The following is a 25,676-nucleotide window of genomic DNA, read 5'->3' as shown; positions in this document are numbered from 1 at the left end:
CCAAGTCGGCGGCACAAATAGTAATGAAAGTCTTTCACTTTTCCACATTGCTGATAAAATAGTTTTTAAAGAAGCTATACTACAAAGCACGGTGAGGTAAGTCGTAAAGACTTTCTTCGTTTTAGACAGCATAATAATCAGTGTAAGTTCCATCTTTCAAGCACAAATAAGGGGCTCTATAAGACCGTACAGTAAGAATTGTTTTAACTTCTCTGTTAAATGTGTGGTGGAACAGTCAATGGCTTCTTTATCTTATTTTGAAAGGAGTTCTTGATTATGAAAGTTGTTTATCAAACCTGTTGTGGTGTCGATGTTCACAAATCTTTTCTCGTTGCCACAATCATTAAAACCACTTCCGGTGTGGAACCTTCGTATCAAAAGAAGCGTTTCTCCACCTTTAACAATTCTATTCTGCAATTCAAAGAATGGCTTGTTAAAAACCAATGTCGCGATGTCTGTATGGAATCTACTGGAAAATACTGGATTCCCGTCTTTAACCTTTTAGAAGACGAAATAAACGTCACCATCGCTAACCCTAAATGGGTAAAAGCTGTCAAAGGCAATAAAGATGATACGAAAGATTCCAAATGGATTGGGGATTTGTTTCGATTAGGTCTGGTTCCGGGAAGTTATATCCCTTGTAAGCCGATTCGTATTCTGCGTGAATTTACAAGATACCGTTACAAACTGACTTCCTGCCGTACCAGTGAAAAGAACAGATATCAGAATGCGCTCACTGTCTGTAATGTCGCATTAGATTCAGTAGTTTCCGATATCTTCGGGAAATCAGCTACATCTGTTATTGATTACCTAATTGAACAACCTGACAATTCCATCAACCACGAAGAAATAGCTTCCAGACTGCTTCGTTCCCTAAAGAAGAAGTCTGACAGTGTCATTGAATCCATCGAAGGCTATCAGATGACTGATTCCCAAAAATATCGTATGCGCCTCATCCGCGCACATCTGGATTATATCACATCTACGATAAATGATATAGACACGATGCTTGATTCTTTGATTGCTCCATATGAAAATGCTGTCCAGTTACTGTGTACCATTCCAGGTGTTGATCGTAACAGTGCAATCACTGTTATCTCTGAAATTGGTACCGATATGACTCCGTTTTCGAATTCCAAACGTTTATGCTGTTGGGCGGGACTCACTCCCGGCAACAATGAATCTGCTGGTAAGAAGAAATCTGTCAGGATAACACGTGCCGGTGTCTACCTCAAACCTGCATTGGTACAAGTTGCCCATGCAGCCGTGAAATCTGATAAATCTCCTTACTACAAGCAAAAGTATGAACGCATCATGAAACGTCGTGGTAAAAAACGTGCCATTATTGCTATCGCCCGGATGATTCTCACTGCTATCTATCAGATGTTATCTACTGGGGAAGCATGGAATCCGACCGATTTATTTAAAATTGATATGCCAGAACCTATGAAAGAAAAACAAAAGGAAAAGGCAATCAAGCAGGCTATGAAACTTCTTATACGCGAAGGGAAAATTTCCGAATCGCAATTAGCTTCTTAGCTTTTTAAAACAATAATCTTTTTTGCGCTGCCATTAGACAGCTTATTAAAGTGCGCCTTTTATTGGCTGTCCTCTACTTTCTTTCACAGTAAATCCTCAACCTCTGACAATGCATCCGCATCTGCTACCAGGATCACATCATTGTGGAGCTGTAAGATAGATGCCGGAACTTTCGGTGTAACCGGTCCGAAGAACGCTTCTTTCACAATATTTGCTTTTTCCTTGCCGCTGATAATAAGAAGAATTTTCTTTGCTTTCATGATGGATTTGATTCCCATAGTATACGCCTGTCTCGGCACATCTTCTTCTTTCTCAAAGAATCTTTTATTAGCATTAATCGTACTTTCTGTCAGCTCTACACAGTGGGTCTCTTTTTCAAATGCTTCCCCCGGCTCATTAAAACCGATATGGCCGTTGTGTCCGATACCCAGAAGCTGAAGGTCAACTCCTCCCAAGTCCTCAAGCACCTGATTATATCTTGCACACTCTTTTTCGGAATCTTCTTCCATACCATTCGGAATGTTGATGTTTTCAGGCTTGATATTCACCTTATTAAACAGGTATTCATGCATGAAATAGTCATAGCTCTGGTCATTTTCTTTCGGAAGTCCTTTGTACTCATCCAGATTCACTGAGGTTACCTGGCTGAAATCCAGATCGTCCTGCTCATACCAGTGCACCAAATTTTCATAAATCCCGATCGGTGAAGAACCTGTAGCCAGTCCCAAAACACAGTCTGGTTTCGTGATAATTTCTGCAGAAATAATATTTGCCGCTTTTCTGCTCATGTCATTGTAATCTTTTCCCTTAATAACTCTCATCTTGTACTTCCTTTCTATAATGCGGGAAACAGTAACTGCTGTCTCCCCATATGTTATCCCTAATCACTTACAATATAACGCTTAATTTATTTTTCAGCAAGTTTTATCAATTCATCTGCAACAAACCGGACTTTAGTTCCTACAATAATCTGAATACTGTTTTTACCCGGACGGATGATTCCTGCAATTCCAGCAGATTTGATCTTTTTCTCATCTACCTGATCCTGATCTTTAATCTCCAGACGAAGTCTCGTAATGCAGCTGTCAATAGTTTTCCAAAGGATGGAAGAAACTGTGTGATTGGCTTGCAAAGTATAACTGTTCTGAAGTCTGTATGGAATCTACCGGCAAGTATTGGATCCCTGTATTTAATGTTTTAGAAAAGGAAAATAATTCTGTGTTTCTTGCTCATCCAAAATATACAAAACATCAAAAAGGAAATAAGACCGACCGAAAGGATGCGAAATGGATTTGCGACTTGTTCATGTGTGAAATGATCAAACTCTCTCAGAAAAACTAAGCAGGCGCTCCATGACTTTTACGGTATCATTATCTCTCGTCAGAGCATTTCCAACTACTGTAAATCCGCAGCTCTTTGCATCAAACCCTTTGTCGATCCGGATCTCTGATAGAGCTTCCGAAAACATGCCCGGCAAGTGGCAGCTTCTTATATTCCTTGGCCAACAGACGATCCTGAATCTTCAAAACCGAACCACAGCCTAAAAGGAGCAACTGCGCCCTTTTCCTGCCTTCCGGCGAGGATGGGTTCGGGCGCTGCCCTAAGCCCTCGGAGAGCTTAACGTTATCAATATCTACAGTTTTCAAGGTTCATCTAATCCTATTTTTTATGCTCACCTTTTTCATACATCACTTGACACTATCTATTGGTTTAATTATTATAATCACACTGTTGACATTGTGTCATAATATTTCCACTATTCTCTTTATGAAATATTCCAGACCATTTACATATACTCTGCAAAATTGGAACAACAGATTTTCCTTTTTCCGTAAGAGAGTATTCTACTCTTGGCGGGATTTCATCATACTGTGTTCTTTCCACAAGATTATCACTAATAAGCTCCTTTAATGTAGATGCAAGAACCGCATCTGTAATATTCATCATTTCTTTTCGGATGCCGCTATAACGTAAAACGCCTTTTTCATTTAGGACACATATCACACGAGATTTCCATTTACCTCCAAATATTTCTAATCCGTATTCTAAAGGACACCTTATATCCGTATCCATTTTTTTCTGATACACTTTGCATACCCCCTTATTCCAAAATTTATAAGTTGATTATATCACGCTTACTTATTATTGTTTAGTAACTAATAAATTTAATAGTAACTAATAAATTTCTTTATATCTTCTATTGCTTTAGCCACTGTGCTATTATTCGTATACGTTACAAAAATGTAAACACAAAATTATACGGAGGTATGTACAATGAATGTAAAAGCTTATCTTGAAATCACAATGAAAATCAACCCCGAAAATCGTGCTGCGGCTGCAAAGGTATACACTGATTACCGCCAACCGTTTCTTGATACCATTGAGGGGGCATTAACTAAAGAACTCCTTATCCGTAACGAAGATGTTCAGGTCATTCATGGTTTCGATAGCATGGAACACGCAAAGGCATATCTTGAAACAGATATGTTTAGCAATGATGTCGTTAAAGGACTCAAGCCAACTTGGGCAGGCGAACCCGACATTCGTTTTTATGAAGTAGCATAAAGCGTGTAAATATGAGCTAACATTTCTCCCCTTTGTGATTTTGGGAGGACACTGAAAAAGTAGATAATACCGCCTGTGTTTGCTACAATGTATATATCAAATATAGGCGGTGTTTTTATGATCGAACAACATCAGAGATTGGTGTTAAGTCGATACATGAAAATATATGTTGATTTTAGCTTTATTTACGATGAACTTCTTGATAAATATTATCTGAATAACGGTCGAAATGCAATTCCGCCTCGCTGTTTTTTCAGAGGAGCTTTCCCTTCTAAACGCAGCCTCCTCGGTTCTTTTAAATAGGCATTCTCGATTCTAAGCTTGAGAAGATCATCTTCAAGCTGTTTTATATGTTCTGCACTGGTATCTACAGGCGTTCCTTCGCTATTTTTCTCAGCAGTTTCCTTCGGTAGCTTTGTTTTCAATGACTTCTTCCGACCTTTCTTCTTTGGTCTCAGAGCATCAGGACTGGCAATTCTGAAATTGTTCACCCATCTAGTAAGCATGGAGGAATTGTTTATACCTTGAGAGAGAGCTAATTCCCGATATGAGACCTCACTTGATAAATATAACTCTACCATATGAAGTTTATATTCGAAAGAAAAAGTTGATTGTTTTCTGAAGCGTGTAAGTCCTTCATCGCCATTAGCATCGTAATTTTTTATCCACTTCCGAACATTTTCCCAGGGAATAGAGTATTTTCTACCTAATTCTTTATACCCTCCTTTTCCTTCTAAGTGTTCATTTACTATTTTCTTCTTAAATTCGAAACTATATTTTGCCATCTAAAAACCGACCTCCCAATCGTTAGATTTTTGGTCTAACTTTTGGGGGTCGGTTCATGAGACAAGTGGATTTCTTATGTCCTTAAAATTATAATTTGAAAGACCTGTATTTTTCAGTGCCCTCGATTTTGGCATTAGGGAGCTGTTTTATTATGCTGTTATTTTCCTCTAATTTTCACAACAATTCTTCTTCCCTCTGCTTAGTCCTGCTTTGTTGTCGGTCATGCTGTCGGCTTTCGTTCTGCTCCACACGTTCAATATTGTCTTTATTGTAGCTTACCACTTCCGCAAAAGCAAGGTTGTGGCACGTCCCTGCACGTTCATTTTTATGCAAAATGGCAAAACCAGCTGAGCCAGTCAACAGTAAAATGAATGGGCTTAGTCTGATATTGTCAATATTAGTTGACACATTTTTCTCAAAGATATCACTGACTATGCTGCCCGTCCCAAAGCCGCATAATATTGTCTGCGTTTTAGCATGGGAGACAGGCCTCTATTGGCGGAGCAGATTCTTCGGTTGTTCCAGTAGCTGAGAAAGTATCTCCAGATGAGTACCTTTAATTCTTCTACTGTCATCTCTCTTGCATCGTAACGGTCATAGGGGAGTTCTGTCTTCAACCGTACCCACATACTCTCACATCGTGCATTATCATGACATCGTCCTCCGGCACTATTCATACTTTGATGGATACCGTGTTTCCGAATATTCTGGCGGTAGACCTCACTGATATACTGCGTTCCACGGTCGCTGTGTATAATGGCTCCTTCCAAAGACGGATATGCAGTTAAGGCGTTCTCCAAGGTTTGGACACACAGATCCGCTTTCATGTTCATTTCCAATGCAAGACCAAGAACGCCAAGATCAAAGCATTGGAAAATTGCTGAAACATACAGCTTTCCTTCTTTCCCCTTAAATCCCAGTCCGGTTCCCATCAAAATGACTTCATTACCGGCTTCATCTATGGAACTGAATTGAAAAGCGCCGGCGTACTACTGGCGCTTCTCTCTCATAACCTTGTCTTTAACATGATCCTGGTTATACACCTGCATCTGTATCAGAGTCTTATATGCATCGGCCCTCGTTACCGCATATTCCAGCATATTCCCCTGCTCATCGTACGTCACTGTGGAAGAAATTGAAATCGGGTCTCCGGGTTTCAGATCTAAATGCATGGCATCATACTCGGATGCTTTTGAAATTTCTATGGTTTTGTCCGCTTTAAACGGCACATGACCGTACTGACAAAGTGTGTTGTGCAGAGAACGGTCTGAAAAATCATATTCCGTAAGCTCAGGACAAAGCTCATAGGGAATATATGCATTGGCCAGAGAATACAATTTGCCGTTGATATACCTCAGACGCTCCAGATGAAACACCTTGGCATTTTTGGGAAGTCTCAGCATCACAGCAACCTCTTTATCTGCAATCTCAATCTTCTGCAGCAGGACCTTACTGCTCGTATAGTCTCCCCTCAGACTAACCTGATTGTAGAAAGCAATGTCTGAGAACCTCATATCATTATTCGCATCCACAAACTCCTTATTGCCGATAAAAAACGCTCCTTTCCCCGTCAGCCTTATGATACATCCTTCATCCTCAAGGATTTCAAGTGCCTTTCTGACTGTAGGCCGACTGACAGAATAAATATCGCACAGTTCGCGCTCCCCCGGCAAAGGAGAATAGTATGGCTTGTCCTTATAGTCTGCCAAAATGGAATCTCTCAGCTGCATATACAGCAGCTGCTTTTTTTTCACTTCACTCATACGCCCTCCTTTGTATGTATAAGAGACCTCAGTTCTTGACGAATATTACCCCAGATACCTATAGTATACACCATAAATCCTGTTGGATAAAAGTGGTTTTTTAAATATACATTTGTTCAGCAAAACAGAGAGCAAGCCATTATTTAACCGGCTCCCTCTCTGCTTTATCCGCATCCTGACAGCGGCAACCAACAAGGTCACCCGTCTTTAGAATTTTAATACTACTCTGAATTTATCGCCCTTAATGGCAGATTCAAATGCTTTCTGATAATCACTCAAATCATAGACTTCACTGACAAATGGTTTTACATCCACAACTCCCTCTGAGAGCAGTCTCGTCGCTTTTGTAAAATCTACGGTGTTGGAGTTTGCTGTACCCATCAGCTTTGCACCGCTCTTGTGAAGCCAATCCGGACTGATAGAGATCGGAGTATCCGGATAGAATGAACTGTAAAGTACCAGACGTCCGTTGTTAGCGACAGCCTTCACTGCGTCCTCGGCAACTTTTGAGATCGGTGTCGTATCAAAGACAACCTGTGCCATGTTTCCGCCTGTGATTTCCTTCACGCATTCTTCCAGGTTTTCCTTCGCCGGATTTACCGCATAATTTGCGCCCAGCTCTAAGCCCAGCTTTGTTCTTTCTTCATTCGTGTCGGAGACAATGACAGAGGCTCCCCGTTTTGTTGCGAGGATCGTGTGCAGCAGTCCCATGATTCCGCATCCGATCACAACAACGGTATCACCAAATTCAATATCAGCAGTTTCTACACTGTGCAGCACACAGGATAATGGTTCTGTGATCGTTGCTTCTTCCGGTGTTATATCATGTAGGTGAAACAGGTTTGACGGATGTACTAAGAGATGGGAACTCAATCCGCCCATACCTTTCTCCGGAAGTCCCTCTAATTGTTTGCTGTGATCAAAATGTTCACAGTTCTGCTCATTTCCGCTCTTACACTGATAGCAGTTTTTGCATGGCAGCGTTACCCCGACTGCCACAAAATCACCGACACTCCACTGTCTCTGGTCCACATTTTTACCCATTTTGACAATTTTTCCGACCATTTCATGTCCGCCGATAAACGGAAAATCTACTTTTTTTACTCCGGTATAAACCCTCTGCTCCCATGTGCAGATCGCACACGCATCTGTTTTTACCAGAACCATATCATCACTGACTTCAGGAATCGGATATTCCTGTATTTCAATTTGCTTTTCCCCTGTAAACACAAGGGTTCTTGCCATTTCTCCCATTGTTCTTCCCTCCACGCTATTCTATTTTGCACCAAGGAATCCTATAGCTCCTCCAACTAGTCCAATGACAATGAGAATTGCCATAACTGTTGTCGCTTTCATCTTTTTGTTCTTTAATAAGTATAAAGTAAGTAACGTAAATCCCAAAGGCAAAATTCCTTTGAACAACGCATCAAAAACTGTTTCCTGGACATTCATCTTTAAAGCACCAAGTTTTATAATTGCTGAACATTGCACCGTTACAAACTGAGCCGACAAAGCTCCTAAAACAATTGCTCCCATTGCAGAAGCACCTGTAATTAACATTTGTAACTGGTTTCCACCAAGGATTTTTTCAATACCTTCTTTACCTAAACTATACCCTTTCATCCAACAAATATATGCTACTGGAAACATAATTCCAAACATTAATAATGTATAAACTAATGGCCCCATTAAATTTCCTTTAGAACCAATGCTGACACCAAATGCCAGTAATATCGGTGTTAATGTCCCCTGCCAGAGGGTATCACCAATACCCGCAAATGGACCCATTAAACCTGTTTTCACACCATTAATTGCCTCATCAGTAATCGGTGCTCCATTAGCGCGTTCTTCTTCCATAGCCAAAACAATACCCGGAATAACACCGCCTATATGCGGTTCTGTATTAAAAAACTGCATATGTCTTTGAATACATGCTTTGTAGGCTTCCGGATCATCTCCATACAGCTTTTTAATTACGTGTTTAAAAGAAAATACAAGACCTGTAGCTTCTAACCGTTCATAATTATAGTTTGCATGAGAGAAAAAGGTCCATCTCCAGAAGGCTTTTACGACATCTTTTTTACTTAGTTGTTTCTTTTTTTCTTCTGCCATATTAAAAATCCTCCTCATCGTCATCATCTATTGAAGCTGCTGCCCCTGAATCAGCTGCTGCTACCTGGGGTGTTTGGTTACTCAACATTGTATAGAAATATCCTATAACACCAGCTAAAACAGCTACAGCAATAACCGGAAGTCCAAGATATACAACAAGAATAAATCCTACAATATAGAATAATAAAGTACCTGGCCTACTAATTGCTCTAAGATTCATCGCAATTCCAAGTGCCGGAAGCAATGCCCCAATTACAGCTAATACATCCAATGGTTTACCTGTCAATTGTGCAATTAACCCTTTAACTGCTGATGATCCCAGATATGTGGCAGCCGTTGCCGGAATTACACATAAACAAAACATCAAGATCTGGGGTGGAACAACATGATAGAAACAAATCTTTTCGATATTCCCTTCCTCTGCTGCTTTATCAGCCATATGTACAAAAGTAACATCCAAAGTCATATGTGCGACCCAAATCATAGTTCCGAGCAGCCCCAAGGGCACTGCCAAAGTCACTGCTACCGCAGGACTTACCCCTGCTGCCATTGCCCAGGCTGTTCCGACTGTTCCTGCAAGTCCCGGGTCAGCCGGCGCAGTTCCTCCTGCTGAAATAAAAGCTACATACGGTAAGTTAATCGCTGCACCAATCATACAGCCCTGTACCGGATCCCCTAAAATAAAACCTACTATAGTTCCTGCTACCAATGGTTTGTAAACGACAGAAATACTTCCCAGCAGTGACAACCATGGTGTACCGATATTACCCAAATAATAAACGATACCAATCAAAAGCGCTTGAATCAGTGTAATTTTCATACTTTACCTCCTTTATTCTCCGCTTTCTGTTAATAGTTTCTCATATTTTATGTTCATATTATCAGTCCCTTATTAGCCATTATCAAAGCATCTTTGAAATGTCGGTCTCGCTGTCTTCTGCAATGATCCTGACTCCAATTTTAGATCCTGCATCTACTAGTTCTTTTAACATCTGCTTTTCCTCATCAGATGCAGAAATATTGCGGAAAAATTTCTTGCGATCTCCACTAACTCCCATTCCTCCGATGTTGACATGATCAAAAACGACTCCTTCACTCTTCAGGCGATATAAAGTTTTTGGATATTTGACGAGAATAATACATTTGTCTCCTGCAAAACCTTTTTTCAATCTTACCGCTGCCTTTTCCACTGTAAATGTCGCCAGTTTCACGTTTGCCGGTACGCATGTTTTTAATACACTCTTCATAAATGGATCATTTGCAACTTCATCATCAATAATCATAATTTTGTTTGCTCCGGTGTAATTTAACCAGGAAGTCATAACCTGACCATGAATCAGTCTGTCATCAATCCTCACTAATACGATACCTTCGATTTTCATAATGCCTGCTCCCTTCGTTAGAAAAAAATATGAACTCTTACTCATTTTCTGGCTACCCTCCAATATAGCCACTGGTTATGTTCTATATTACCACCACTCACTAAAATGTCAACTTTTTTTATAATATTTCATTCTTTTTGTGAAAAGTGACTTAAATTTATAAAAAAATTATAAACATTATACAAATTTTATGACCATCGGTTATATTCATTGCATTCCTATATTTTCTCTCTTATACTAAACAGTAAGAAACAACTTATTTTCATTTCATATTTCATATAGAAGAAAGGAAGGTTTCATCCATGAGACAGCTTATATTAAACCCACCCTGTGTTTCTGCCTCTGTATCCTGTATGGATTTACTTCATTTAAAGGAACAGATTGTGGAAACCGAACAGTCTGGCATATCATTTTTCCACTATGATATGGTAGACGGAAAGTTTAACAAATGCTTTATTTTGGGGGATACATTATTAGAAATGATGCGTTCTGAAGTAACCTTACCCATCGAGGCACATCTGGCCGCATACGATCCCGACGCTTATATTGAGCGTTTTGCAAAACTGGGCGCAGATTATATTGCCGTGCACTACGAGGCTATGAAGCATCCGCTGAAAACCTTCGATCTGATAAGGAAATTTGGTGCCCAGCCTGTATTAGCCTTTAAATGTGACACTGCTCCTCCGGACGATTTCCTCGCTTTGGCAAAAGAGGTTCCCTGGATCTTAAAGCTTACTGTCAATCCGGGCTTCTCCGGTCAAACCATGCAACAAAACAGTCTCGAACATATTAAAGAGATGAGACACAGACTGTCAGAAGCCGGGATGTCTGTCTCTATCCAGGCCGACGGAAATGTTAATCCCTCGACGGTAAACACCCTTTACCAGTCCGGGGCAGACATATTTACCGGTGGTACTTCCGGTCTGTTTAAACCCGGACATACAATCAAAGAAAATAAAGAGATCCTGCTGTCCGGTCTTCATTCTCAAACCAACGAGTATTACCATTGGTAATTTTATATTTGACTTTATTATTACCATCGGTTATAATTTTTTTATAGCCAAGTAATTAATGATTCACGGAGGTATAAGATATGCTAGTAACAATGAAAAAAATTTTAGAAGATGCAAAAGAGAAAAAGTATGCTGTCGGCGCATTCAATGTTCCTAACCTGGAATCTATACAGGCAGTGATCTCTGCCGCTGAAGAACTCAATGTTCCTGTCATCATCCAGCATGCAGAGGTACATGAGAACTTAATCACTATGCAGGAGATCGGGCCGATCATGCTGGACTACGCAAAACGTGCTTCTGTTCCTGTTTGTGTTCACTTAGACCACGGCGCATCTTTTGACTTATGTGTACAGGCGATCCGTTTAGGATTCACTTCTGTCATGTATGATGCTTCTGCCAAAAGTTATGAAGAAAACTTTGAAGAAACAAAAGAAATGGTAAAAATCGCACATGCTGCAGGTGTTTCTGTCGAGGCTGAATTAGGCCACATCTTCACTTCTGCTGTAGGCGGCGGAGAAGGACGCGGAGCTGTAGGAGCCGAAGACTTTGAATCTTTGGAAGACTGCTATACAGATCCGGATACAGCTAAAGCATTCGTAGAAGGAACCGGTGTTGACGCACTTGCTATTTCTTTCGGTACCACTCACGGTGTTTACTTAACCGAACCAAAGCTTGACTTGAACCGTATCACAGAAATTAAAAATAAGATTGATATTCCATTTGTAATGCACGGCGGTTCCGGTGTTTCTGATGAAGACTTCAAGACATCAATTCAAAATGGAATCACTAAGATCAACTACTATACATACAGTGCTATGGCCGGAGGAAACAAAGTCCGTGAATTCATTAATGATGCCGGAGGTGAAAAAGTATTTTTCCATGATATCATTGCTGCCGGCAAAGCTGCCATGAAAGAAAACGTAAAAGCTGCTATGAAAGTTTTTGCAAGCAGTATCTTAGATTAAATTTGGTAACTCTAACTCATTTTTGTTGGTTGGGCATCCGCTTTTTAGCGGGTGTCCTTTTTATATAATCAAAATTTGGGAACAAAGTGGGCAAGCCCACTTCAACGCCCCAACCCCTCACTCTTTGAGGGGCTTGACAACTTTGCGTGCCAGATGCAATTTGCCGCAGGCAAATAATTTCCTTACGCATCTGTGCACAACCCGCGGAGCGTTTTTATTTCATAGGGAAGGTCGTAGAACTTTCCTATGAAATGAAAAACAGCCGGGAAACCCGGCTGCATCCTCAAACATATTTTTAAATTTCGTCTTCTTCTATATCTTCACTCTGCTGTTTTACCATATCTGCATACATGTCATGCAGTAGAATCGGCGGCTGGTTTCCAACTTCAACACATTCTGCACATAGTGAATCCAAATCTGTTCCGTCTCTCATCATGACTGCCTGCACAACCATTGCCATATTCATTCCTGCAATCGCTTTGATATGGTCTTTTTTTGAAAAGCAGCGCATAACGGTGTTTGAAGGTGTTCCCCCCAGAATGTCTACGAACACCAGCACACCGTCTCCGTCATCCAGCTTGTCCATTGCAGCTGTGATCTTACCTTCAAATTCATCGACTCCGTCTCCGTGATACAAGCCGACAGTCTCAACTTTTTCCTGCTTTCCGGCAATCAGCTCAACTGCGCTTAACAGACCCTCAGCAAAACCTCCATGAGTAGCAATTAAAATACCGACCATTTTTATCCTCCTTGATTTTACTTTTTTGATACTACTATTATACTATACTCCTTTGTATATTACAACTGGTAATATTAATATATTACCAGTTGTAATAATATTTTTATTTAGAACTGATTTTTGCTTTTGCCATAGTATATATAAAACAACAAAATAAAAGGATTTCATATGCATCTAATATCTGTCATTTTATTTTCGATCTCAGCGAATATCGATGCTTTTTTTCTTGGCGCTGCTTACGGCACCAAAGGATACCGATATCATATTGTAGATAATATTACAATTTCTTTTCTTACTTCCATAGGCACCTACTTATCCATGTTTCTCGGTGAATGGCTTGTGAGTATTCTTCCGATCTCCACTGCAAATACCTTCGGATGCCTTATCATCATCTTTCTTGGCATCTGGATGATGATGGATTACTTTTTTAAGAAAAATGTACCGGACGAACTGACACAGAAAGAAGAAAAAACATTGTCTTGTACCAGTACCAAACGGCATTCTATGCCCATAGCATCTTTGGTTGCTCTTTCCCTGGCGCTGACTTTAAATAATCTGGGGCTCGGTTTTGGTGCAGGAATCACCGGATTAAATCCATATCTTACCTCTGCTTTTACGTTTTTCTTTAGTTTATTCTTTCTCACAACAGGCATGGCTGCAGGAAAAAAATTTCTGTCTGATATCTTCGGAAACTATGCGGTATTAATTTCCGGACTTTTAATCTTAATTTTAGGTATTTATGAGTTATTTATTTAATGAGAATCCAGAAGTTTGCCCATACTATTCTATGAGGTGATAAAGATGTCTTATGTTTCTCCTGAGCTTCGTCCAAAATTTGAAACGCTCAGTATCGAATTAAAGGATATGATCCTGGAACGCAACGTGGAGTTAAATACGATCCACGACCTCATCCGTGTTCTGGAGGAAATCGTTGCAGAGTCCGAGGGCTAATCCCCGGCTCTGCAACGAAAATCATATACAAAATATTTAATGTATATTATTCCTTCGCTTCCCTATCATATCTGTAACTGTCATTTTTAAAACAGTTGTCACTTTCATCATATCCATATTAAATTTAAAATCTTCCGCATGATAATGTCTCATCAAGATTTTCAGTGCCTCATATTTATTTTCATCCGGTACAAATTCTATATTCCCATGTCCAGTAACACTTGCATACCCCATGGTGCAGCTCATTCTCTCTTCATAAAGAATAAAATTGTGGTCACAGTCCATTTCAAAAGCTGCACGATTATCTTTTGCTATTAAATCTAATTTTTTTCCTTTCATAGCAGCATGAAAATACAGGAAAACTTGATCTCCTTGTATATCTAATCCAAAATTCAAGGGAACAATATAGGGAAAATCTTTATCATTCAATGCAATTCTGCAAACATCACACTTTTTAATGATCTCAATGATTTCGTTAAATTCTGTAATTTGTCTATCTTTTCTTCTCATATTTTATTTCCTTTCCAATTTTCTATTTACTGAACACTCTTTCATCTTTAAATCTTATATTCAGCCTTTTTTGTCCTTTTGTCAATAGCACGAATTTTTTACCTCTTTGGAGGCTTGCTGTTAATTTAAAAATCTTTAATCTTTTATTCTATTTTGGGGATAATATAAATGCAGAAAAAGGAGGACGACATGAAAAAAGCAAGAGGCGACGAAGAAATCAATACAATTCCAAAAGGGTCCTATGAGGCTGGGATCACCAATCATGCACTTAAAAAAAGCAACGATATTGCATCAGGTGATCCCGGAACAGATGCACAGGGAAATGGATATCCTACAGATAAAAAAACTGCCTGTGATAATAAGTAAAAGAAAAAGTCTAGGAAATTAACTTTTCCTAGACTTTTTAACAGGGGCAGAAGGACTTGAACCCTCGACCTGCGGTTTTGGAGACCGTTATTCTACCAACTGAACTATGCCCCTATACAGCAAAAAGATAAAAAATACTTTTATTTTTTATCCCTCTTTTTCATTTTATGTACCTTCAAAACTACATACAGAACCTTTCATCAAACATCTTCCTTACCTTCTTTGGTTAAAGCCTCGACCGATTAGTAACAGTCAGCTCCATACGTTGCCGTACTTCCACCTCTGCCCTATCTACCTCGTCGTCTTCAAGGGGTCTTACTAGATTACTCTATGGGAAATCTTATCTTTAGGGGCTTCACGCTTAGATGCCTTCAGCGTTTATCCCTTCCAGACTTGGCTACTCTGCTATGCATTTGGTAATACAACAGATCCACCAGTGGTCCGTCCATCCCGGTCCTCTCGTACTAAGGACAGCTCCTATCAAATTTCCTCCGCCTGCGCCGGATAGGGACCGAACTGTCTCACGACGTTCTGAACCCAGCTCGCGTACCGCTTTAATGGGCGAACAGCCCAACCCTTGGAACCTGCTACAGCTCCAGGATGCGATGAGCCGACATCGAGGTGTAAACCACCTCCGTCGATGTGAACTCTTGGGAGTGATAAGCCTGTTATCCCCAGGGTAGCTTTTATCCGTTGAGCGATGGCAATCCCCACGTTATACCACCGGATCACTAAGTCCCTTTCGTACCTGCTCCACCCGTCGGTGTCACAGTCAAGCCTTCTTCTGCCTTTGCACTCTGCGAATGGTTTCCGTCCATTCTGAGAAGACCTTTGAGCGCCTCCGATACCCTTTCGGAGGCGACCGCCCCAGTCAAACTCCCCACCTGACATTGTCCCCCAACCAGATCATGGCTGTTGGTTAGAAATCCAATACTGCAAGGGTGGTATCCCAACAGTGACTCCAAAAGGACTGGCGTCCTTCTTTCTCAGTCTCCCACCTATCCTGTACATGCAGTACCGAATCCCAGTATCAAGCTGGAGTAAAGCTCCATGGGGTCTTTCCGTCCTGGCGCAGGTAACCAGCATCTTCACTGGTATTTCAATTTCACCGGGTGTGTTGTTGAGACAGTGCCCAAATCATTACGCCTTTCGTGCGGGTCGGAACTTACCCGACAAGGAATTTCGCTACCTTAGGACCGTTATAGTTACGGCCGCCGTTTACTGGGGCTTAAGTTCAGACCTTCGCGATCACTCGCTAAGCCCTCCCCTTAACCTTCCAGCACCGGGCAGGCGTCAGCCCATATACTTCACCTTGCGGTTTTGCATAGACCTGTGTTTTTGCTAAACAGTTGCTTGGGCCAATTCTCTGCGGCCAGTCTTACCTGGCACTCCTTCTCCCGAAGTTACGGAGTCATTTTGCCGAGTTCCTTAACAACACTTCTCCCGTCGGCCTTAGGATTCTCTCCTCATCCACCTGTGTCGGTTTACGGTACGGGCACATAAAAACAATAGCGGCTTTTCTTGACAGCTGGGGCCTGGGCTTCCCTACTTTTGTTCGGTCCGCGTAACGCCTTTGCCTTGCATGGGGATTTGCCTCCCATACGGCTACTTTGCTTGCACCAGTCTTTCCATTCCTGGCTCCCATTTCCCTTCTGTGTCCCCACAGTTCTGTTTTTATGTGGTACTGGAATCTCAACCAGTTATCCATCGACTACGGCTCTCGCCCCTCGCCTTAGGGTCCCGACTTACCCAGAGCAGATCAGTTTTACTCTGAAACCTTAGATATTCGGCCGGAAGGATTCTCACCTTCCTCTCGCTACTCATTCCGGCATTTCTCTTCTACAGTCCACCACTCCTTTCGGTATGGCTTCATCCCGCTTACAATGCTCCTCTACCAATGTATTTCTACATTCCACAGCTTCGGTGTCGTGTTTTAGCCCCGGACATTTTCGGCGCAGGATCTCGACTAGTGAGCTATTACGCACTCTTTCAATGTATGGCTGCTTCTAAGCCAACGTCCTAGTTGTCTTTGAAATCCCACATCCTTTCCACTTAACACGTACTTTGGGACCTTAGCTGGTGGTCTGGGCTCTTTCCCTTTCGACTGTCCAACTTATCTCGTACAGTCTGACTCCCATCAATCATCTGACTGGCATTCGGAGTTTGATATGTTTTGGTAAGCTTTGACGCCCCCTAGACAATTCAGTGCTCTACCTCCAGCAGACTTTTGATGAGGCTAGCCCTAAAGCTATTTCGAGGAGAACCAGCTATCTCCGGGTTCGATTGAATTTCTCCGCTATCCACACCTCATCCCCCCCTTTCAACGGATGTGGGTTCGGTCCTCCACTTCCTCTTACGGAAGCTTCAACCTGGACATGGATAGGTCACCCGGTTTCGGGTCTGCCCTCACTGACTGTTATGACCACACAAAGTGTGATCATCTACCGCGCTCTTAACGCTTGCTTTCACTTCGGCTCCAGACCTTAAGTCCTTAACCTTGCCAGTACGGGCAACTCGCCGGACCGTTCTACAAAAAGTACGCAGTTCCCCATCTAAAGGGGTTCCACAGCTTGTAAACATAGGGTTTCAGGTTCTCTTTCACTCCCCTCCCGGGGTCCTTTTCACCTTTCCTTCACAGTACTATGCGCTATCGGTCACTAAGGAGTATTTAGCCTTACGGGGTGGTCCCCGCTCATTCCCACAAGGTTTCTCGTGTCTCGTGGTACTCTGGATCCTGCCAGGGTACTTTGACTTCGGATACGGGGCTTTCACCCTCTCTGGCCGGCCTTCCCAGGCCGTTCTCCTGTCATACATAATCCCATGTTGCAGTCGAACCCCAGAATGCACGCATTCTGGTTTGGGCTCTTTCCATTTCGCTCGCCGCTACTTTGGAAATCGAGGTTTCTTTTCTCTTCCTCCGGGTACTTAGATGTTTCAGTTCCCCGGTTTCCCCACGTATGGCTATGGATTCACCATACGCTGACGGAGGGATACTCCGCCGGGTTTCCCCATTCAGAGATCTGCGGATCAAAGGATATTTGCTCCTCCCCGCAGCTTATCGCAGCTTATCACGTCTTTCATCGGCTCTTAGTGCCAAGGCATCCACCCTACGCTCTTTTCTACTTTTAACCATAGAACGGACGATAGTTGTTCTATCATCCTCATTGTCATCTAGCGTGATGACAACGGGTAATTCGTTTTGTTTGATGTCTTGTCATTTCTTATAAAAATAACTTTTTGTGTTCTGTATGAAGTTTTCAAGGTACATCCGCGTAGCAAGTATTGCGTGCACAAAAGGGAAGGATATCGCGTGGAGAATTCATTCTCCTAAGCGCATATGCTTTTTTTTTGTATAAGCGGCTCTGCCGCGATCGAAGAAGCGAAGCTTCTTAAGATTCACGCGTTACCACCAACAATCTCTGTTACACTTTCTATTTTGGCTTCTTCAGCCATTCCATACAAGAACTTTGTTCTTATATCGAATCACCAAAGAATGTTTAAATAAGATCCGGCAGCCACCTGCTTTCCCAGGTCGTCTCCAACCAAGTATCATCGGCCGTTTTGGTCTTAACCATCGTGTTCGGGATGGGTACGGGTGTGCCCCCAAAACGCATCGCCACCGGAAGCATTGAGTACTTAGCGAGGTACTTTCGAGCTTAGTACGAAAGTTGTTCTTGCAACTTAATGAGCCAGCCAGTTATGGCGCAGCGAATTTAGTGCAATAGAACTTCCTTGCTTGATACTTTTTGTTATCATTGATAACTAAACAATAAGACAACCCCTACTTCTTCTTCCTTAGAAAGGAGGTGATCCAGCCGCACCTTCCGATACGGCTACCTTGTTACGACTTCACCCCAGTTATCGGTCCCACCTTCGGCAGCTCCCTCCCTATAAGTGGGTCACTGACTTCGGGCGTTACTGACTCCCATGGTGTGACGGGCGGTGTGTACAAGACCGGGAACGTATTCACCGTGACATTCTGATTCACGATTACTAGCGATTCCAGCTTCATGTAGTCGAGTTGCAGACTACAATCCGAACTGAGACGTTATTTCTGGGATTTGCTTCGCCTCACGACTTGCTTTCCCTTTGTTTACGCCATTGTAGCACGTGTGTAGCCCTGGCCATAAGGGGCATGATGATTTGACGTCGTCCCCACCTTCCTCCAGGTTATCCCTGGCAGTCTCTCTCTAGAGTGCCCACCTTATATGCTGGCTACTAAAGATAGGGGTTGCGCTCGTTGGGACTTAACCCAACATCTCACGACACGAGCTGACGACAACCATGCACCACCTGTCTTAACTGTCCCGAAGGAAAGGCCCCATTACGAACCGGTCAGTTAGATGTCAAGACCAGGTAAGGTTCTTCGCGTTGCTTCGAATTAAACCACATGCTCCACCGCTTGTGCGGGTCCCCGTCAATTCCTTTGAGTTTCATTCTTGCGAACGTACTCCCCAGGTGGAATACTTACTGCGTTTGCTGCGCACACCTGAAGCCTCTACGGCCCCGACACCTAGTATTCATCGTTTACGGCGTGGACTACCAGGGTATCTAATCCTGTTTGCTCCCCACGCTTTCGTGCATCAGTGTCAGTGACAGTCCAGTAAGCCGCCTTCGCCACTGGTGTTCCTCCTAATATCTACGCATTTCACCGCTACACTAGGAATTCCGCTTACCTCTCCTGCACTCCAGCATGACAGTTTCAAAAAAAGCAGTCGGGGTTAAGCCCCGGGCTTTTCTGACTTACCATGCCACCTACGCACCCTTTACACCCAGTAATTCCGGATAACGCTTGCCCCTACGTATTACCGCGGCTGCTGGCACGTAGTTAGCCGGGGCTTCTTAGTCGGCGGCATCGTTTTTTTTTCTTCCCTGCTGATAGAGCTTTACATACCGAAATACTTCTTCACTCACGCGGCGTCGCTGCATCAGGGTTTCCCCATTGTGCAATATTCCCCACTGCTGCCTCCGTAGGAGTTTGGGCCGTGTCTCAGTCCCAATGTGGCCGTCCACTCTCTCAAGCCGGCTACTGATCGTCGCCTTGGTGGGCCGTTACCCCGCCAACCAGCTAATCAGACGCGGGACCATCCTATACTGCCGGAGCTTTTCACACCGAATCATGCGATTCTGTGCGCTTATGCGGTATTAGCAGCCGTTTCCAGCTGTTATCCCCCTGTATGGGGCAGGTTCCCCACGCGTTACTCACCCGTCCGCCACTCAGTCATTAAGGAATTCCATCCGAAAACTTTCTTCCAAAATGCTTCGTTCGACTTGCATGTGTTAAGCACGCCGCCAGCGTTCATCCTGAGCCAGGATCAAACTCTCATGTTCAATCTTGGATCTAAAAGCGCTAGCTTTTTATCCTTGTTTTACTGTGTCCTTTTATAAAGAACGTTCGTGTATCTTTTTCAAAAGATACTGAAAATCTCTTAGAATTTTCAAGGTTGTCTTATTGTTCAATTATCAAAGATCTGCTGTCGTTTTTGTCTTGCTCTTACGAGCGACAGCTTTATTATATTATCATTCTTCATTCTGTCTGTCAAGCACTTTTTCATTTTTTTTGAAGTTTCATGAATGACTGACATTTCTAGTGCTGTCCGATCACCGTCAGCAACTTTTATATCATATCATGGCATGCTTTCCAAGTCAAGGACTTTTTCAAAAATTTGAAGAGCCAAGAAGTCAGATAAAGTTTTGAAGAGCTGCTGTTTTGTCAGCAACGTTGATAATCTTATCATCGCTCCAGACAAATGTCAACAGGTTTTTTTACTTTTTTTTTAACTTAAATTGCAACCCTTTTTTGAACTATTTTTTTGTATCTATTTTAATACAATCCAATCCTCTCCTTTTGTCAACTTCTTTTAACTCTCTATTATTCTTCCTTATATAATTCATTTGCCGTCCGGTATCCAAAAAGCCGCCTTGGCATATTATTCATCCAGTCTTCCACATACTTGACTTTCTCTTCCGGCTGATTCTTTATATACTTTCCTTTTTTATAATGCCTGCGTATAAGCCTGTTATTAATCTCGTTGCTCCCTCTTTCATATGAAGCATATGGATGAGCATAATACACCAAAAATTTATCATTCTCTTCAAATTCATATAATCTTGAAAACCCTAATCCGTTATCACTTGTAATAGTCCGGAATACTCCTCTGGGCATTTCCTCAAGAATATCTTCCACTTCTTTTACAAACTGCGCTGTTCTTCCCTTCTCCTTTTTCAGCTTACTGCTTACTTTTCGGCGGATATCTCATTTGTGCCGCCTTTCATCTGCGACACCGTTCCTCTCCTTAGTTCAATTCTTATTGTATTGCTTGCCCTTCCAAGTTTTTTCCCTATTGCATATGCTGAACAGCCCATTCCATGTAATTTTGCAATCCTCCTACAAGGAACGAAAAATCAAAAGAATTTTAAAATTTCATCTGTAATTTCCACTAGATTATATTCAAGATTTGGATGATGACTTAATAAAATTAACTGCTCTTTTTCTTTCTGTGTCAGTTTCTTATCTTTTAAGTCCATCCGCAGGCTTCTCCATGGGGAATTGATATTGAGATATTGACACGGTCAGCTCCGGATCAATCACAGCATATTGCGGATAAAAACTATCCGAAGCAATGGGGGCTTTTTTCCCTTCCTTTGGCAGAAGTTGTGCAAGCTGATCTACCTCCTCGACATCCGGGTTCGGTGAAAACTTCGTAAAACTTCCTACCAATTATATCCACTTTCTTCTATTTTTTAAATATTGTGTTGCGTTTCCCATTTCCAAAAGAAATGTTTACCGGTTGTAAATATTCCCAACTCATTTTTTCTCCTTTGCCACCAATCTATGATACGATCTGACTCTTTCCATCATCTTTATTTTTCATGCTGTTTGTGAATTAATTTTAGAAGCCGTTCTCTATATTTATAGAATTCTTCTGTAAACTGAATATCTTCTATTCCTTCTCCCACAATCCGTCTTGAAAACCGAACAGAAACATCATCCATAATTCTCCCTGGATGTCTGCTTAATACTAACACTCTGCTTCCAAGCAGTAATGCTTCTTCCACATCATGTGTGATAAAAAAGATTGTTTTTCCAGTATCCCACCATATTTTTCGGATTAATGACTGCATCGTTTCTCTTGTAAATGCATCTAATGCACCAAATGGTTCATCCATCAATAGGATTTCTGGATTGTTAATCAATGCTCTAGCAATCGAAACTCTTTGACGCATTCCTCCGGAAAGCTCATATACTTTTTTATCTGCAAATTCCTGCAGTCCAACTCTTTCTAAGTATTGATCCGTTAAATATTTATATTCATTTTGGGGAACTTTTCTCATCTTCGGTCCAAAACTAATATTATCTCTGACCGAATACCATTCATATAATGGTGGATTTTGGAATACAACCCCTCTATGCCAATCGATTCCATTAATCAGTTTACCTTCCAAACGGACTTCTCCATTGGATGGTGGAATAAAACCTGCCAAAATTTTCAATAATGTCGACTTTCCACATCCACTCGGTCCGAGAACACAAATGAACTCTCCTCTATAAATATTGAAATTAATATTTTCCAACGCTCTTACGGGACCATTTGCAGCTGAATAATCAAGATTTACATTTTGAACGTTGATCAATGGATCTTCTCCTTCGCCTGCAACCTCCGGTTCCTCTCCGCAATAATGAATTCCAGAAACACTGAGAAGTTCATTGGCCGGTTCATATAATTTATCTTTCCAATCTTCCTTCTTTTCTCCCATAAAATCTCCCTCTTTCTATTTTCCGAGAGCATCCTCAAGATATGATGTATTGACATGTTCCTGGAATGTTTTTAAATCTGGAGCTTTTTTGATACTTCCCTGTTCTGCCAGGAAATCAGCAGTATTTTTTAATACCTCTGAAATATGTCCACCCAGATATTCTTTTTTCAACTGATCTTCCCCTAAAATCCATTCAAAACCATTTCTTTGGAATTTCGCATCATCCTTACTGATTTTTAAGACATCTGAAATGTCATTGATCACTTTATCTTTGTCTGTTTGATCCAGTTCATTTGCTTTATTTAATACTTTAATATATTTTGTGACAAGTTCTGGGTTTGCTTTCGCAAAGTCTTGTCTTGCAACAACTAAATCTGCTGTAATGATTCCTTTTTCTCCTAACTTATCACTTCCAGTAATAATCTTTCCATCTTTTAAGAGATTGTTTAACACCGGATACCAAACATATGCTGCATCAATATCACCACGTTTCCAAGCAGCATTGATATCATCTGGTTCCATGTCTAACAATTTGACATCGCTTTCTTTTACACCTTCTTGTTTCAATGCATTTAACAAACTATAATGTGCGGTTGATGCAAATGGTGTTGCAACTTTTTTACCTTTCAAATCTTTCAAAGATTTAATATTTATGCCATTTCTTACTGCCAGTGATTCTGCAGATCCAATAATATCACCGATATAAACCACATCATATTTCAAATCATTTGAGATACCAAGTGCTGTTGGATTGCTTCCTAATTCTGATACATCAATACTTCCTGCCGCCAGTGCTGTATTTACATCTTTTCCAGAATCAAAATTCACAATCTGAACCTTCACTCCCAGTTCTTCTTCATAATATTTTTCTGCACGTGCCACTAAGTCCCCATTGACCAGATCCATCGTTCCAATTTTTATTTCTTCTGCTTTTGCCGTCCCTTTTTTCTCTGCTTTTTTAGATGAACCACATCCTGTCAATCCTAATGCTGTAATCATTAACGCTGCAAGTACTCCTACACCCCATCTTTTCTTTCTATTTCTCATATTTTCTTCCTCCTTAATTTTTTCCTTTCCAATGAATAATTTTTCTTTCCAAAAGCCGGATAATTTGATCCAAGATGATTCCTGTAATTCCCATTAAGATGATACCGAAAAACATAATATCACTTCGCAGATAATTACTTGCATCTAAAACCAGCCATCCAATTCCACTGACAGCAGCTACCATCTCTGCTGCGACCAAAGTCGTATATTCTACACCAAGAGAGGTACGAAGACCAGTAAAAATGTCTGGCAGTACTGCTGGGAAAATAACAAAAAAGAATACCTGTTTATTTCCAGCGCCCAACGTTTTAGCTCCTAATATGTAATCTTCTTTTACTCGATTTACTCCAGAAACACATGCAATATAAATTGGAGCAAATCCTGCAAGAAACAGAAGCATAATTTTAGATCCATCACCAATTCCCATCCACAGTACCAGAAGCGTATAATACGCCAATGGCGGCAGTGGACGATAAAATTCTACAATCGGCTCAATAAAAGCCCTTACTTTGGGATAATACCCACTTAATAATCCTAAAGGTACTGCAGTGACAATTGCCAGCAAATAGGCTCTTAACAAACGGCTCATACTTGCTGCCAAATGCTGCAGTAATGTAGAACCTTTATACCCTTCGCTTAAGATTGTAACAAAACTATCCCATACACTCGCTGGAGTTGGTATTAAGGTTTCTGAAACAATTCCTGCAGAAGTAACTGCAAACCATACAATGAATACGACTGCAAATACACCAAAACTGATAATCTTTTCTGTGTTACCAGTTTTATTTCGTTCATTCATAACTTCACTCCCATCTTTCCTTAAAAAACCGGCTGCCAAATCCAGTTTTTATAAAAATTCTTTATCTACAATATCTAGAACCTCATCAAAAATTTTTATTGCTTCACGGAGTTCCTCTTCTGTGATAATCAACGGTGGAGCAATATTGATATTATTTTCTCTGCCGAAAGTTGCAAATCCGCGTTCTCTTAAAAGACCTATAATTTTTCCCATCGTTCCTGATTGATCCGCATATGGAACCAGCGGTTCCTTTGTTTTTTTATTTTTTACAAATTCTACTGCTGAAAATAGACCAATGTAACGAACATCACCAACACATGCATGTTTTTCTTTTATCTCTTCCAGAAGTTCTCCCAGCACTTTCCCGACTTTTTTTGTATTTTCCAGAAGATTGGCTTTTTGATAATAGTTCACACAGGCCACACCTGCTGCACAAGCAAGAGAATGTCCACTATAGGTAAGTCCATACTGAAAGACTCTATCATTGTAATATTGCGCAATTTCTTTTGAGACAATGACTCCTCCAAGCTGAACATAAGAGCTAGTCACACCTTTTGCAAAAGTAATCATATCTGGTTTAATTCCCCAGTTTTCAAATGCAAACATCTTCCCGGTTCTTCCAAAACCAGCCATGACTTCATCACATATCATCAGAATTCCATATCGATCACAAATTTTACGAAGTCCCTGCAAATAACCATCTGGAGGAATGATTACTCCATTGGCACCTGTAATAGATTCCACAAAAATTGCAGCAACATTTTCTGCACCTTCATAGGCAAGCTGTTCTTCAATTTTTTCAAGATAATATGTGGATGCCTCCTGATCATCTTTAAATGGAATGGAACTTCTGTAAATATAAGGATCTTTAAATTTTACAAAACCAGCTGCAGAAGGATTTTCCAATGCAAATCTCCTTGGATCTCCAGATAAGTTCCCTGAACCAAGTGTCGATCCATGATAGCTTCGATATCTGGAAAAAATCTTGCTTCTTCCAGTCACTGTTCTCGCTATGTTAATGGCTGCTTCATTTGCATCAGATCCACCGCATGTAAAAAATACTTTCGCCATATTATCTGGAGTTAAATCTATCAGCATTTTCGCCAATTCAGATCTCGTTGCAGACGCATATGCCGGCCCAATATAAGGCAAAATCTCTACCTGTTTCTGAATTGCCTCTATCACATCTTTATTTCCATGACCAATATTTACACAAGACAGCTGACTGGACATATCGTAATATTTTCTCCCATTAAAATCATAAAAATATATCCCCTCTGCCCGTTCAATTGGAATTGCATCGACATTTCCCGGCAGCCATGGATGCTGGTTGTATTTTTTATCATATGAAACAGTTAACTCTCTATTTAAACTTGACATT

General features: G+C 41.2%; 28 protein-coding genes, 1 tRNA gene, 3 rRNA genes and 2 pseudogenes. 8 read left to right on the top strand and 26 right to left on the bottom strand.

What is annotated here, in order from left to right:
* The first annotated feature begins 276 nt into the window (after nt 1–276).
* Nucleotides 277–1,539 (top strand): IS110 family transposase, encoded by a 1,263-nt coding sequence (locus P8F77_RS07175; protein ID WP_148460424.1) that lies wholly within the window; start codon nt 277–279, stop codon nt 1,537–1,539.
* Between the two features lie 83 nt (nt 1,540–1,622).
* Here the strand turns inward: P8F77_RS07175 and nagB are convergent, their stop codons facing one another.
* On the bottom strand, nt 1,623–2,360 hold the full coding sequence (gene nagB, locus P8F77_RS07170; protein WP_148460106.1) for a glucosamine-6-phosphate deaminase: 738 nt from the start codon (nt 2,358–2,360) through the stop codon (nt 1,623–1,625).
* Nucleotides 2,361–2,446: 86 nt separating this feature from the next.
* A pseudogene (locus tag P8F77_RS07165) lies at nt 2,447–2,632 on the bottom strand (PTS transporter subunit EIIB); the annotation flags it as partial.
* On the opposite strand from P8F77_RS07165, the pseudogene P8F77_RS07160 reads away from it, so the two are divergent.
* Nucleotides 2,632–2,862, top strand: a pseudogene (locus tag P8F77_RS07160) (transposase); the annotation flags it as partial. The pseudogenes P8F77_RS07165 and P8F77_RS07160 overlap by 1 nt on opposite strands.
* Here the strand turns inward: P8F77_RS07160 and P8F77_RS07155 are convergent.
* Both P8F77_RS07155 and P8F77_RS07150 read right to left on the bottom strand, forming a co-directional pair.
* Entirely contained in the window at nt 2,858–3,007 is a 150-nt protein-coding gene (locus P8F77_RS07155; protein ID WP_347256420.1) for a hypothetical protein, read from the bottom strand. The pseudogene P8F77_RS07160 and the gene P8F77_RS07155 overlap by 5 nt on opposite strands.
* Before the next feature lie 242 nt (nt 3,008–3,249).
* Nucleotides 3,250–3,627, bottom strand: a complete 378-nt coding sequence (locus tag P8F77_RS07150; RefSeq protein WP_024727938.1) for a helix-turn-helix domain-containing protein — start codon at nt 3,625–3,627, stop codon at nt 3,250–3,252.
* A gap of 186 nt (nt 3,628–3,813) precedes the next feature.
* Here P8F77_RS07150 and P8F77_RS07145 point away from each other — a divergent pair, with 186 nt between their 5' ends.
* Entirely contained in the window at nt 3,814–4,104 is a 291-nt protein-coding gene (locus tag P8F77_RS07145) for a hypothetical protein (protein WP_024727939.1), read from the top strand.
* A gap of 209 nt (nt 4,105–4,313) precedes the next feature.
* Here the strand turns inward: P8F77_RS07145 and P8F77_RS07140 are convergent, their stop codons facing one another.
* The 8 genes from P8F77_RS07140 to P8F77_RS07105 form a co-directional block, all read right to left on the bottom strand.
* Entirely contained in the window at nt 4,314–4,889 is a 576-nt protein-coding gene (locus P8F77_RS07140) for a helix-turn-helix domain-containing protein (RefSeq protein WP_024727940.1), read from the bottom strand.
* 175 nt (nt 4,890–5,064) lie between these two features.
* Nucleotides 5,065–5,298, bottom strand: a complete 234-nt coding sequence (locus P8F77_RS07135; RefSeq protein ID WP_081723853.1) for a hypothetical protein — start codon at nt 5,296–5,298, stop codon at nt 5,065–5,067.
* A 23-nt stretch (nt 5,299–5,321) separates the two neighbouring features.
* Nucleotides 5,322–5,852, bottom strand: a complete 531-nt coding sequence (locus P8F77_RS07130) for a DDE-type integrase/transposase/recombinase (protein ID WP_287520419.1) — start codon at nt 5,850–5,852, stop codon at nt 5,322–5,324.
* Nucleotides 5,853–5,879: 27 nt separating this feature from the next.
* On the bottom strand, nt 5,880–6,653 hold the full coding sequence (locus P8F77_RS07125; RefSeq protein WP_009291144.1) for a GntR family transcriptional regulator: 774 nt from the start codon (nt 6,651–6,653) through the stop codon (nt 5,880–5,882).
* Nucleotides 6,654–6,860: 207 nt separating this feature from the next.
* Complete coding sequence (locus P8F77_RS07120) at nt 6,861–7,907, bottom strand: alcohol dehydrogenase catalytic domain-containing protein (RefSeq protein ID WP_287520411.1); 1,047 nt, start codon at nt 7,905–7,907, stop codon at nt 6,861–6,863.
* 21 nt (nt 7,908–7,928) lie between these two features.
* Nucleotides 7,929–8,765: a PTS system mannose/fructose/sorbose family transporter subunit IID gene (locus tag P8F77_RS07115; protein WP_024727943.1), complete on the bottom strand. Its 837-nt coding sequence runs from the start codon at nt 8,763–8,765 to the stop codon at nt 7,929–7,931.
* Nucleotide 8,766: 1 nt separating this feature from the next.
* A complete protein-coding gene (locus P8F77_RS07110; RefSeq protein WP_024727944.1) occupies nt 8,767–9,585 on the bottom strand; it encodes a PTS sugar transporter subunit IIC in 819 nt (272 codons plus the stop codon).
* A gap of 82 nt (nt 9,586–9,667) precedes the next feature.
* Complete coding sequence (locus tag P8F77_RS07105) at nt 9,668–10,147, bottom strand: PTS sugar transporter subunit IIB (RefSeq protein ID WP_034549581.1); 480 nt, start codon at nt 10,145–10,147, stop codon at nt 9,668–9,670.
* Nucleotides 10,148–10,449: 302 nt separating this feature from the next.
* Between P8F77_RS07105 and P8F77_RS07100 the strand changes: the two genes are divergently transcribed.
* Entirely contained in the window at nt 10,450–11,160 is a 711-nt protein-coding gene (locus P8F77_RS07100) for a ribulose-phosphate 3-epimerase (RefSeq protein ID WP_287520406.1), read from the top strand.
* An 80-nt stretch (nt 11,161–11,240) separates the two neighbouring features.
* Nucleotides 11,241–12,125, top strand: coding sequence for a class II fructose-bisphosphate aldolase (locus P8F77_RS07095; protein ID WP_024727948.1), 885 nt, complete (start codon nt 11,241–11,243; stop codon nt 12,123–12,125).
* A gap of 295 nt (nt 12,126–12,420) precedes the next feature.
* On the opposite strand, the gene P8F77_RS07090 is transcribed toward P8F77_RS07095, so the two are convergent.
* Complete coding sequence (locus P8F77_RS07090; RefSeq protein WP_024727949.1) at nt 12,421–12,864, bottom strand: PTS sugar transporter subunit IIA; 444 nt, start codon at nt 12,862–12,864, stop codon at nt 12,421–12,423.
* A 168-nt stretch (nt 12,865–13,032) separates the two neighbouring features.
* Here P8F77_RS07090 and P8F77_RS07085 point away from each other — a divergent pair, with 168 nt between their 5' ends.
* Both P8F77_RS07085 and P8F77_RS07080 read left to right on the top strand, forming a co-directional pair.
* The gene (locus P8F77_RS07085; protein ID WP_024727950.1) at nt 13,033–13,620 is read left to right on the top strand and encodes a manganese efflux pump; all 588 of its coding nucleotides are present in this window, start codon (nt 13,033–13,035) and stop codon (nt 13,618–13,620) included.
* Between the two features lie 45 nt (nt 13,621–13,665).
* Complete coding sequence (locus P8F77_RS07080) at nt 13,666–13,815, top strand: hypothetical protein (RefSeq protein ID WP_006565462.1); 150 nt, start codon at nt 13,666–13,668, stop codon at nt 13,813–13,815.
* A 36-nt stretch (nt 13,816–13,851) separates the two neighbouring features.
* On the opposite strand, the gene P8F77_RS07075 is transcribed toward P8F77_RS07080, so the two are convergent.
* Nucleotides 13,852–14,325 carry a pyridoxamine 5'-phosphate oxidase family protein gene (locus P8F77_RS07075; protein WP_024727951.1) on the bottom strand — a complete coding sequence of 158 codons (474 nt, stop codon included), beginning with the start codon at nt 14,323–14,325 and terminating at the stop codon, nt 13,852–13,854.
* A gap of 189 nt (nt 14,326–14,514) precedes the next feature.
* Here P8F77_RS07075 and P8F77_RS07070 point away from each other — a divergent pair, with 189 nt between their 5' ends.
* Nucleotides 14,515–14,691, top strand: coding sequence for a hypothetical protein (locus tag P8F77_RS07070; RefSeq protein WP_235824646.1), 177 nt, complete (start codon nt 14,515–14,517; stop codon nt 14,689–14,691).
* Nucleotides 14,692–14,732: 41 nt separating this feature from the next.
* Here the strand turns inward: P8F77_RS07070 and P8F77_RS07065 are convergent.
* From P8F77_RS07065 to P8F77_RS07010, 12 genes are all read right to left on the bottom strand, one after another.
* Nucleotides 14,733–14,805: transfer RNA gene (locus P8F77_RS07065), tRNA-Trp, on the bottom strand.
* Between the two features lie 108 nt (nt 14,806–14,913).
* Nucleotides 14,914–17,822 (bottom strand): 23S ribosomal RNA (locus tag P8F77_RS07060).
* Between the two features lie 375 nt (nt 17,823–18,197).
* Nucleotides 18,198–18,315, bottom strand: a 5S ribosomal RNA gene (gene rrf / locus P8F77_RS07055).
* A 175-nt stretch (nt 18,316–18,490) separates the two neighbouring features.
* Nucleotides 18,491–20,022: ribosomal RNA gene (locus tag P8F77_RS07050) — 16S ribosomal RNA — on the bottom strand.
* The 16S, 23S and 5S rRNA genes sit together here with 1 tRNA gene alongside, the layout of an rRNA operon.
* Nucleotides 20,023–20,563: 541 nt before the next feature.
* The gene (locus P8F77_RS07045) at nt 20,564–20,878 is read right to left on the bottom strand and encodes an IS30 family transposase (RefSeq protein WP_024727952.1); all 315 of its coding nucleotides are present in this window, start codon (nt 20,876–20,878) and stop codon (nt 20,564–20,566) included.
* A gap of 50 nt (nt 20,879–20,928) precedes the next feature.
* Nucleotides 20,929–21,057: a helix-turn-helix domain-containing protein gene (locus P8F77_RS07040; protein WP_143266101.1), complete on the bottom strand. Its 129-nt coding sequence runs from the start codon at nt 21,055–21,057 to the stop codon at nt 20,929–20,931.
* 39 nt (nt 21,058–21,096) lie between these two features.
* Nucleotides 21,097–21,219: a hypothetical protein gene (locus P8F77_RS07035; RefSeq protein ID WP_268876134.1), complete on the bottom strand. Its 123-nt coding sequence runs from the start codon at nt 21,217–21,219 to the stop codon at nt 21,097–21,099.
* A complete protein-coding gene (locus tag P8F77_RS07030; protein WP_347256419.1) occupies nt 21,203–21,412 on the bottom strand; it encodes a hypothetical protein in 210 nt (69 codons plus the stop codon). Before P8F77_RS07030 ends, P8F77_RS07035 begins: the two co-directional genes overlap by 17 nt.
* A gap of 143 nt (nt 21,413–21,555) precedes the next feature.
* Nucleotides 21,556–22,449, bottom strand: coding sequence for an ABC transporter ATP-binding protein (locus P8F77_RS07025; RefSeq protein ID WP_287519641.1), 894 nt, complete (start codon nt 22,447–22,449; stop codon nt 21,556–21,558).
* 15 nt (nt 22,450–22,464) lie between these two features.
* The gene (locus tag P8F77_RS07020; protein ID WP_287519639.1) at nt 22,465–23,496 is read right to left on the bottom strand and encodes an aliphatic sulfonate ABC transporter substrate-binding protein; all 1,032 of its coding nucleotides are present in this window, start codon (nt 23,494–23,496) and stop codon (nt 22,465–22,467) included.
* Between the two features lie 13 nt (nt 23,497–23,509).
* Complete coding sequence (locus P8F77_RS07015) at nt 23,510–24,295, bottom strand: ABC transporter permease subunit (protein WP_287519637.1); 786 nt, start codon at nt 24,293–24,295, stop codon at nt 23,510–23,512.
* A gap of 48 nt (nt 24,296–24,343) precedes the next feature.
* On the bottom strand, nt 24,344–25,675 hold the full coding sequence (locus tag P8F77_RS07010) for an aminotransferase class III-fold pyridoxal phosphate-dependent enzyme (RefSeq protein ID WP_287519635.1): 1,332 nt from the start codon (nt 25,673–25,675) through the stop codon (nt 24,344–24,346).
* Nucleotide 25,676 lies beyond the last annotated feature (1 nt).

The organism is Anaerostipes sp. PC18, from assembly GCF_039789045.1.
Taxonomy (GTDB): Bacteria; Bacillota; Clostridia; order Lachnospirales; family Lachnospiraceae; genus Anaerostipes; species Anaerostipes hominis.
This window is presented reverse-complemented; position numbering and strand designations above follow the sequence as displayed.

Coding starts and splice junctions, on each gene's coding strand:
- P8F77_RS07175 (WP_148460424.1), top strand. CDS start 277: ATGAAAGTTGTTTATCAAACCTGTTGTGGTGTCGATGTTCACAAATCT.
- P8F77_RS07010 (WP_287519635.1), bottom strand. CDS start 25,675: ATGTCAAGTTTAAATAGAGAGTTAACTGTTTCATATGATAAAAAATAC.
- P8F77_RS07085 (WP_024727950.1), top strand. CDS start 13,033: ATGCATCTAATATCTGTCATTTTATTTTCGATCTCAGCGAATATCGAT.
- P8F77_RS07140 (WP_024727940.1), bottom strand. CDS start 4,889: ATGGCAAAATATAGTTTCGAATTTAAGAAGAAAATAGTAAATGAACAC.
- P8F77_RS07115 (WP_024727943.1), bottom strand. CDS start 8,765: ATGGCAGAAGAAAAAAAGAAACAACTAAGTAAAAAAGATGTCGTAAAA.
- P8F77_RS07095 (WP_024727948.1), top strand. CDS start 11,241: ATGCTAGTAACAATGAAAAAAATTTTAGAAGATGCAAAAGAGAAAAAG.
- P8F77_RS07070 (WP_235824646.1), top strand. CDS start 14,515: ATGAAAAAAGCAAGAGGCGACGAAGAAATCAATACAATTCCAAAAGGG.
- P8F77_RS07155 (WP_347256420.1), bottom strand. CDS start 3,007: ATGTTTTCGGAAGCTCTATCAGAGATCCGGATCGACAAAGGGTTTGAT.
- P8F77_RS07105 (WP_034549581.1), bottom strand. CDS start 10,147: ATGAAAATCGAAGGTATCGTATTAGTGAGGATTGATGACAGACTGATT.
- P8F77_RS07100 (WP_287520406.1), top strand. CDS start 10,450: ATGAGACAGCTTATATTAAACCCACCCTGTGTTTCTGCCTCTGTATCC.
- P8F77_RS07035 (WP_268876134.1), bottom strand. CDS start 21,219: ATGGACTTAAAAGATAAGAAACTGACACAGAAAGAAAAAGAGCAGTTA.
- P8F77_RS07110 (WP_024727944.1), bottom strand. CDS start 9,585: ATGAAAATTACACTGATTCAAGCGCTTTTGATTGGTATCGTTTATTAT.
- P8F77_RS07080 (WP_006565462.1), top strand. CDS start 13,666: ATGTCTTATGTTTCTCCTGAGCTTCGTCCAAAATTTGAAACGCTCAGT.
- P8F77_RS07040 (WP_143266101.1), bottom strand. CDS start 21,057: ATGGGCTGTTCAGCATATGCAATAGGGAAAAAACTTGGAAGGGCAAGC.
- P8F77_RS07120 (WP_287520411.1), bottom strand. CDS start 7,907: ATGGGAGAAATGGCAAGAACCCTTGTGTTTACAGGGGAAAAGCAAATT.
- nagB (WP_148460106.1), bottom strand. CDS start 2,360: ATGAGAGTTATTAAGGGAAAAGATTACAATGACATGAGCAGAAAAGCG.
- P8F77_RS07015 (WP_287519637.1), bottom strand. CDS start 24,295: ATGAATGAACGAAATAAAACTGGTAACACAGAAAAGATTATCAGTTTT.
- P8F77_RS07020 (WP_287519639.1), bottom strand. CDS start 23,496: ATGAGAAATAGAAAGAAAAGATGGGGTGTAGGAGTACTTGCAGCGTTA.
- P8F77_RS07090 (WP_024727949.1), bottom strand. CDS start 12,864: ATGGTCGGTATTTTAATTGCTACTCATGGAGGTTTTGCTGAGGGTCTG.
- P8F77_RS07145 (WP_024727939.1), top strand. CDS start 3,814: ATGAATGTAAAAGCTTATCTTGAAATCACAATGAAAATCAACCCCGAA.
- P8F77_RS07075 (WP_024727951.1), bottom strand. CDS start 14,325: ATGAGAAGAAAAGATAGACAAATTACAGAATTTAACGAAATCATTGAG.
- P8F77_RS07125 (WP_009291144.1), bottom strand. CDS start 6,653: ATGAGTGAAGTGAAAAAAAAGCAGCTGCTGTATATGCAGCTGAGAGAT.
- P8F77_RS07025 (WP_287519641.1), bottom strand. CDS start 22,449: ATGGGAGAAAAGAAGGAAGATTGGAAAGATAAATTATATGAACCGGCC.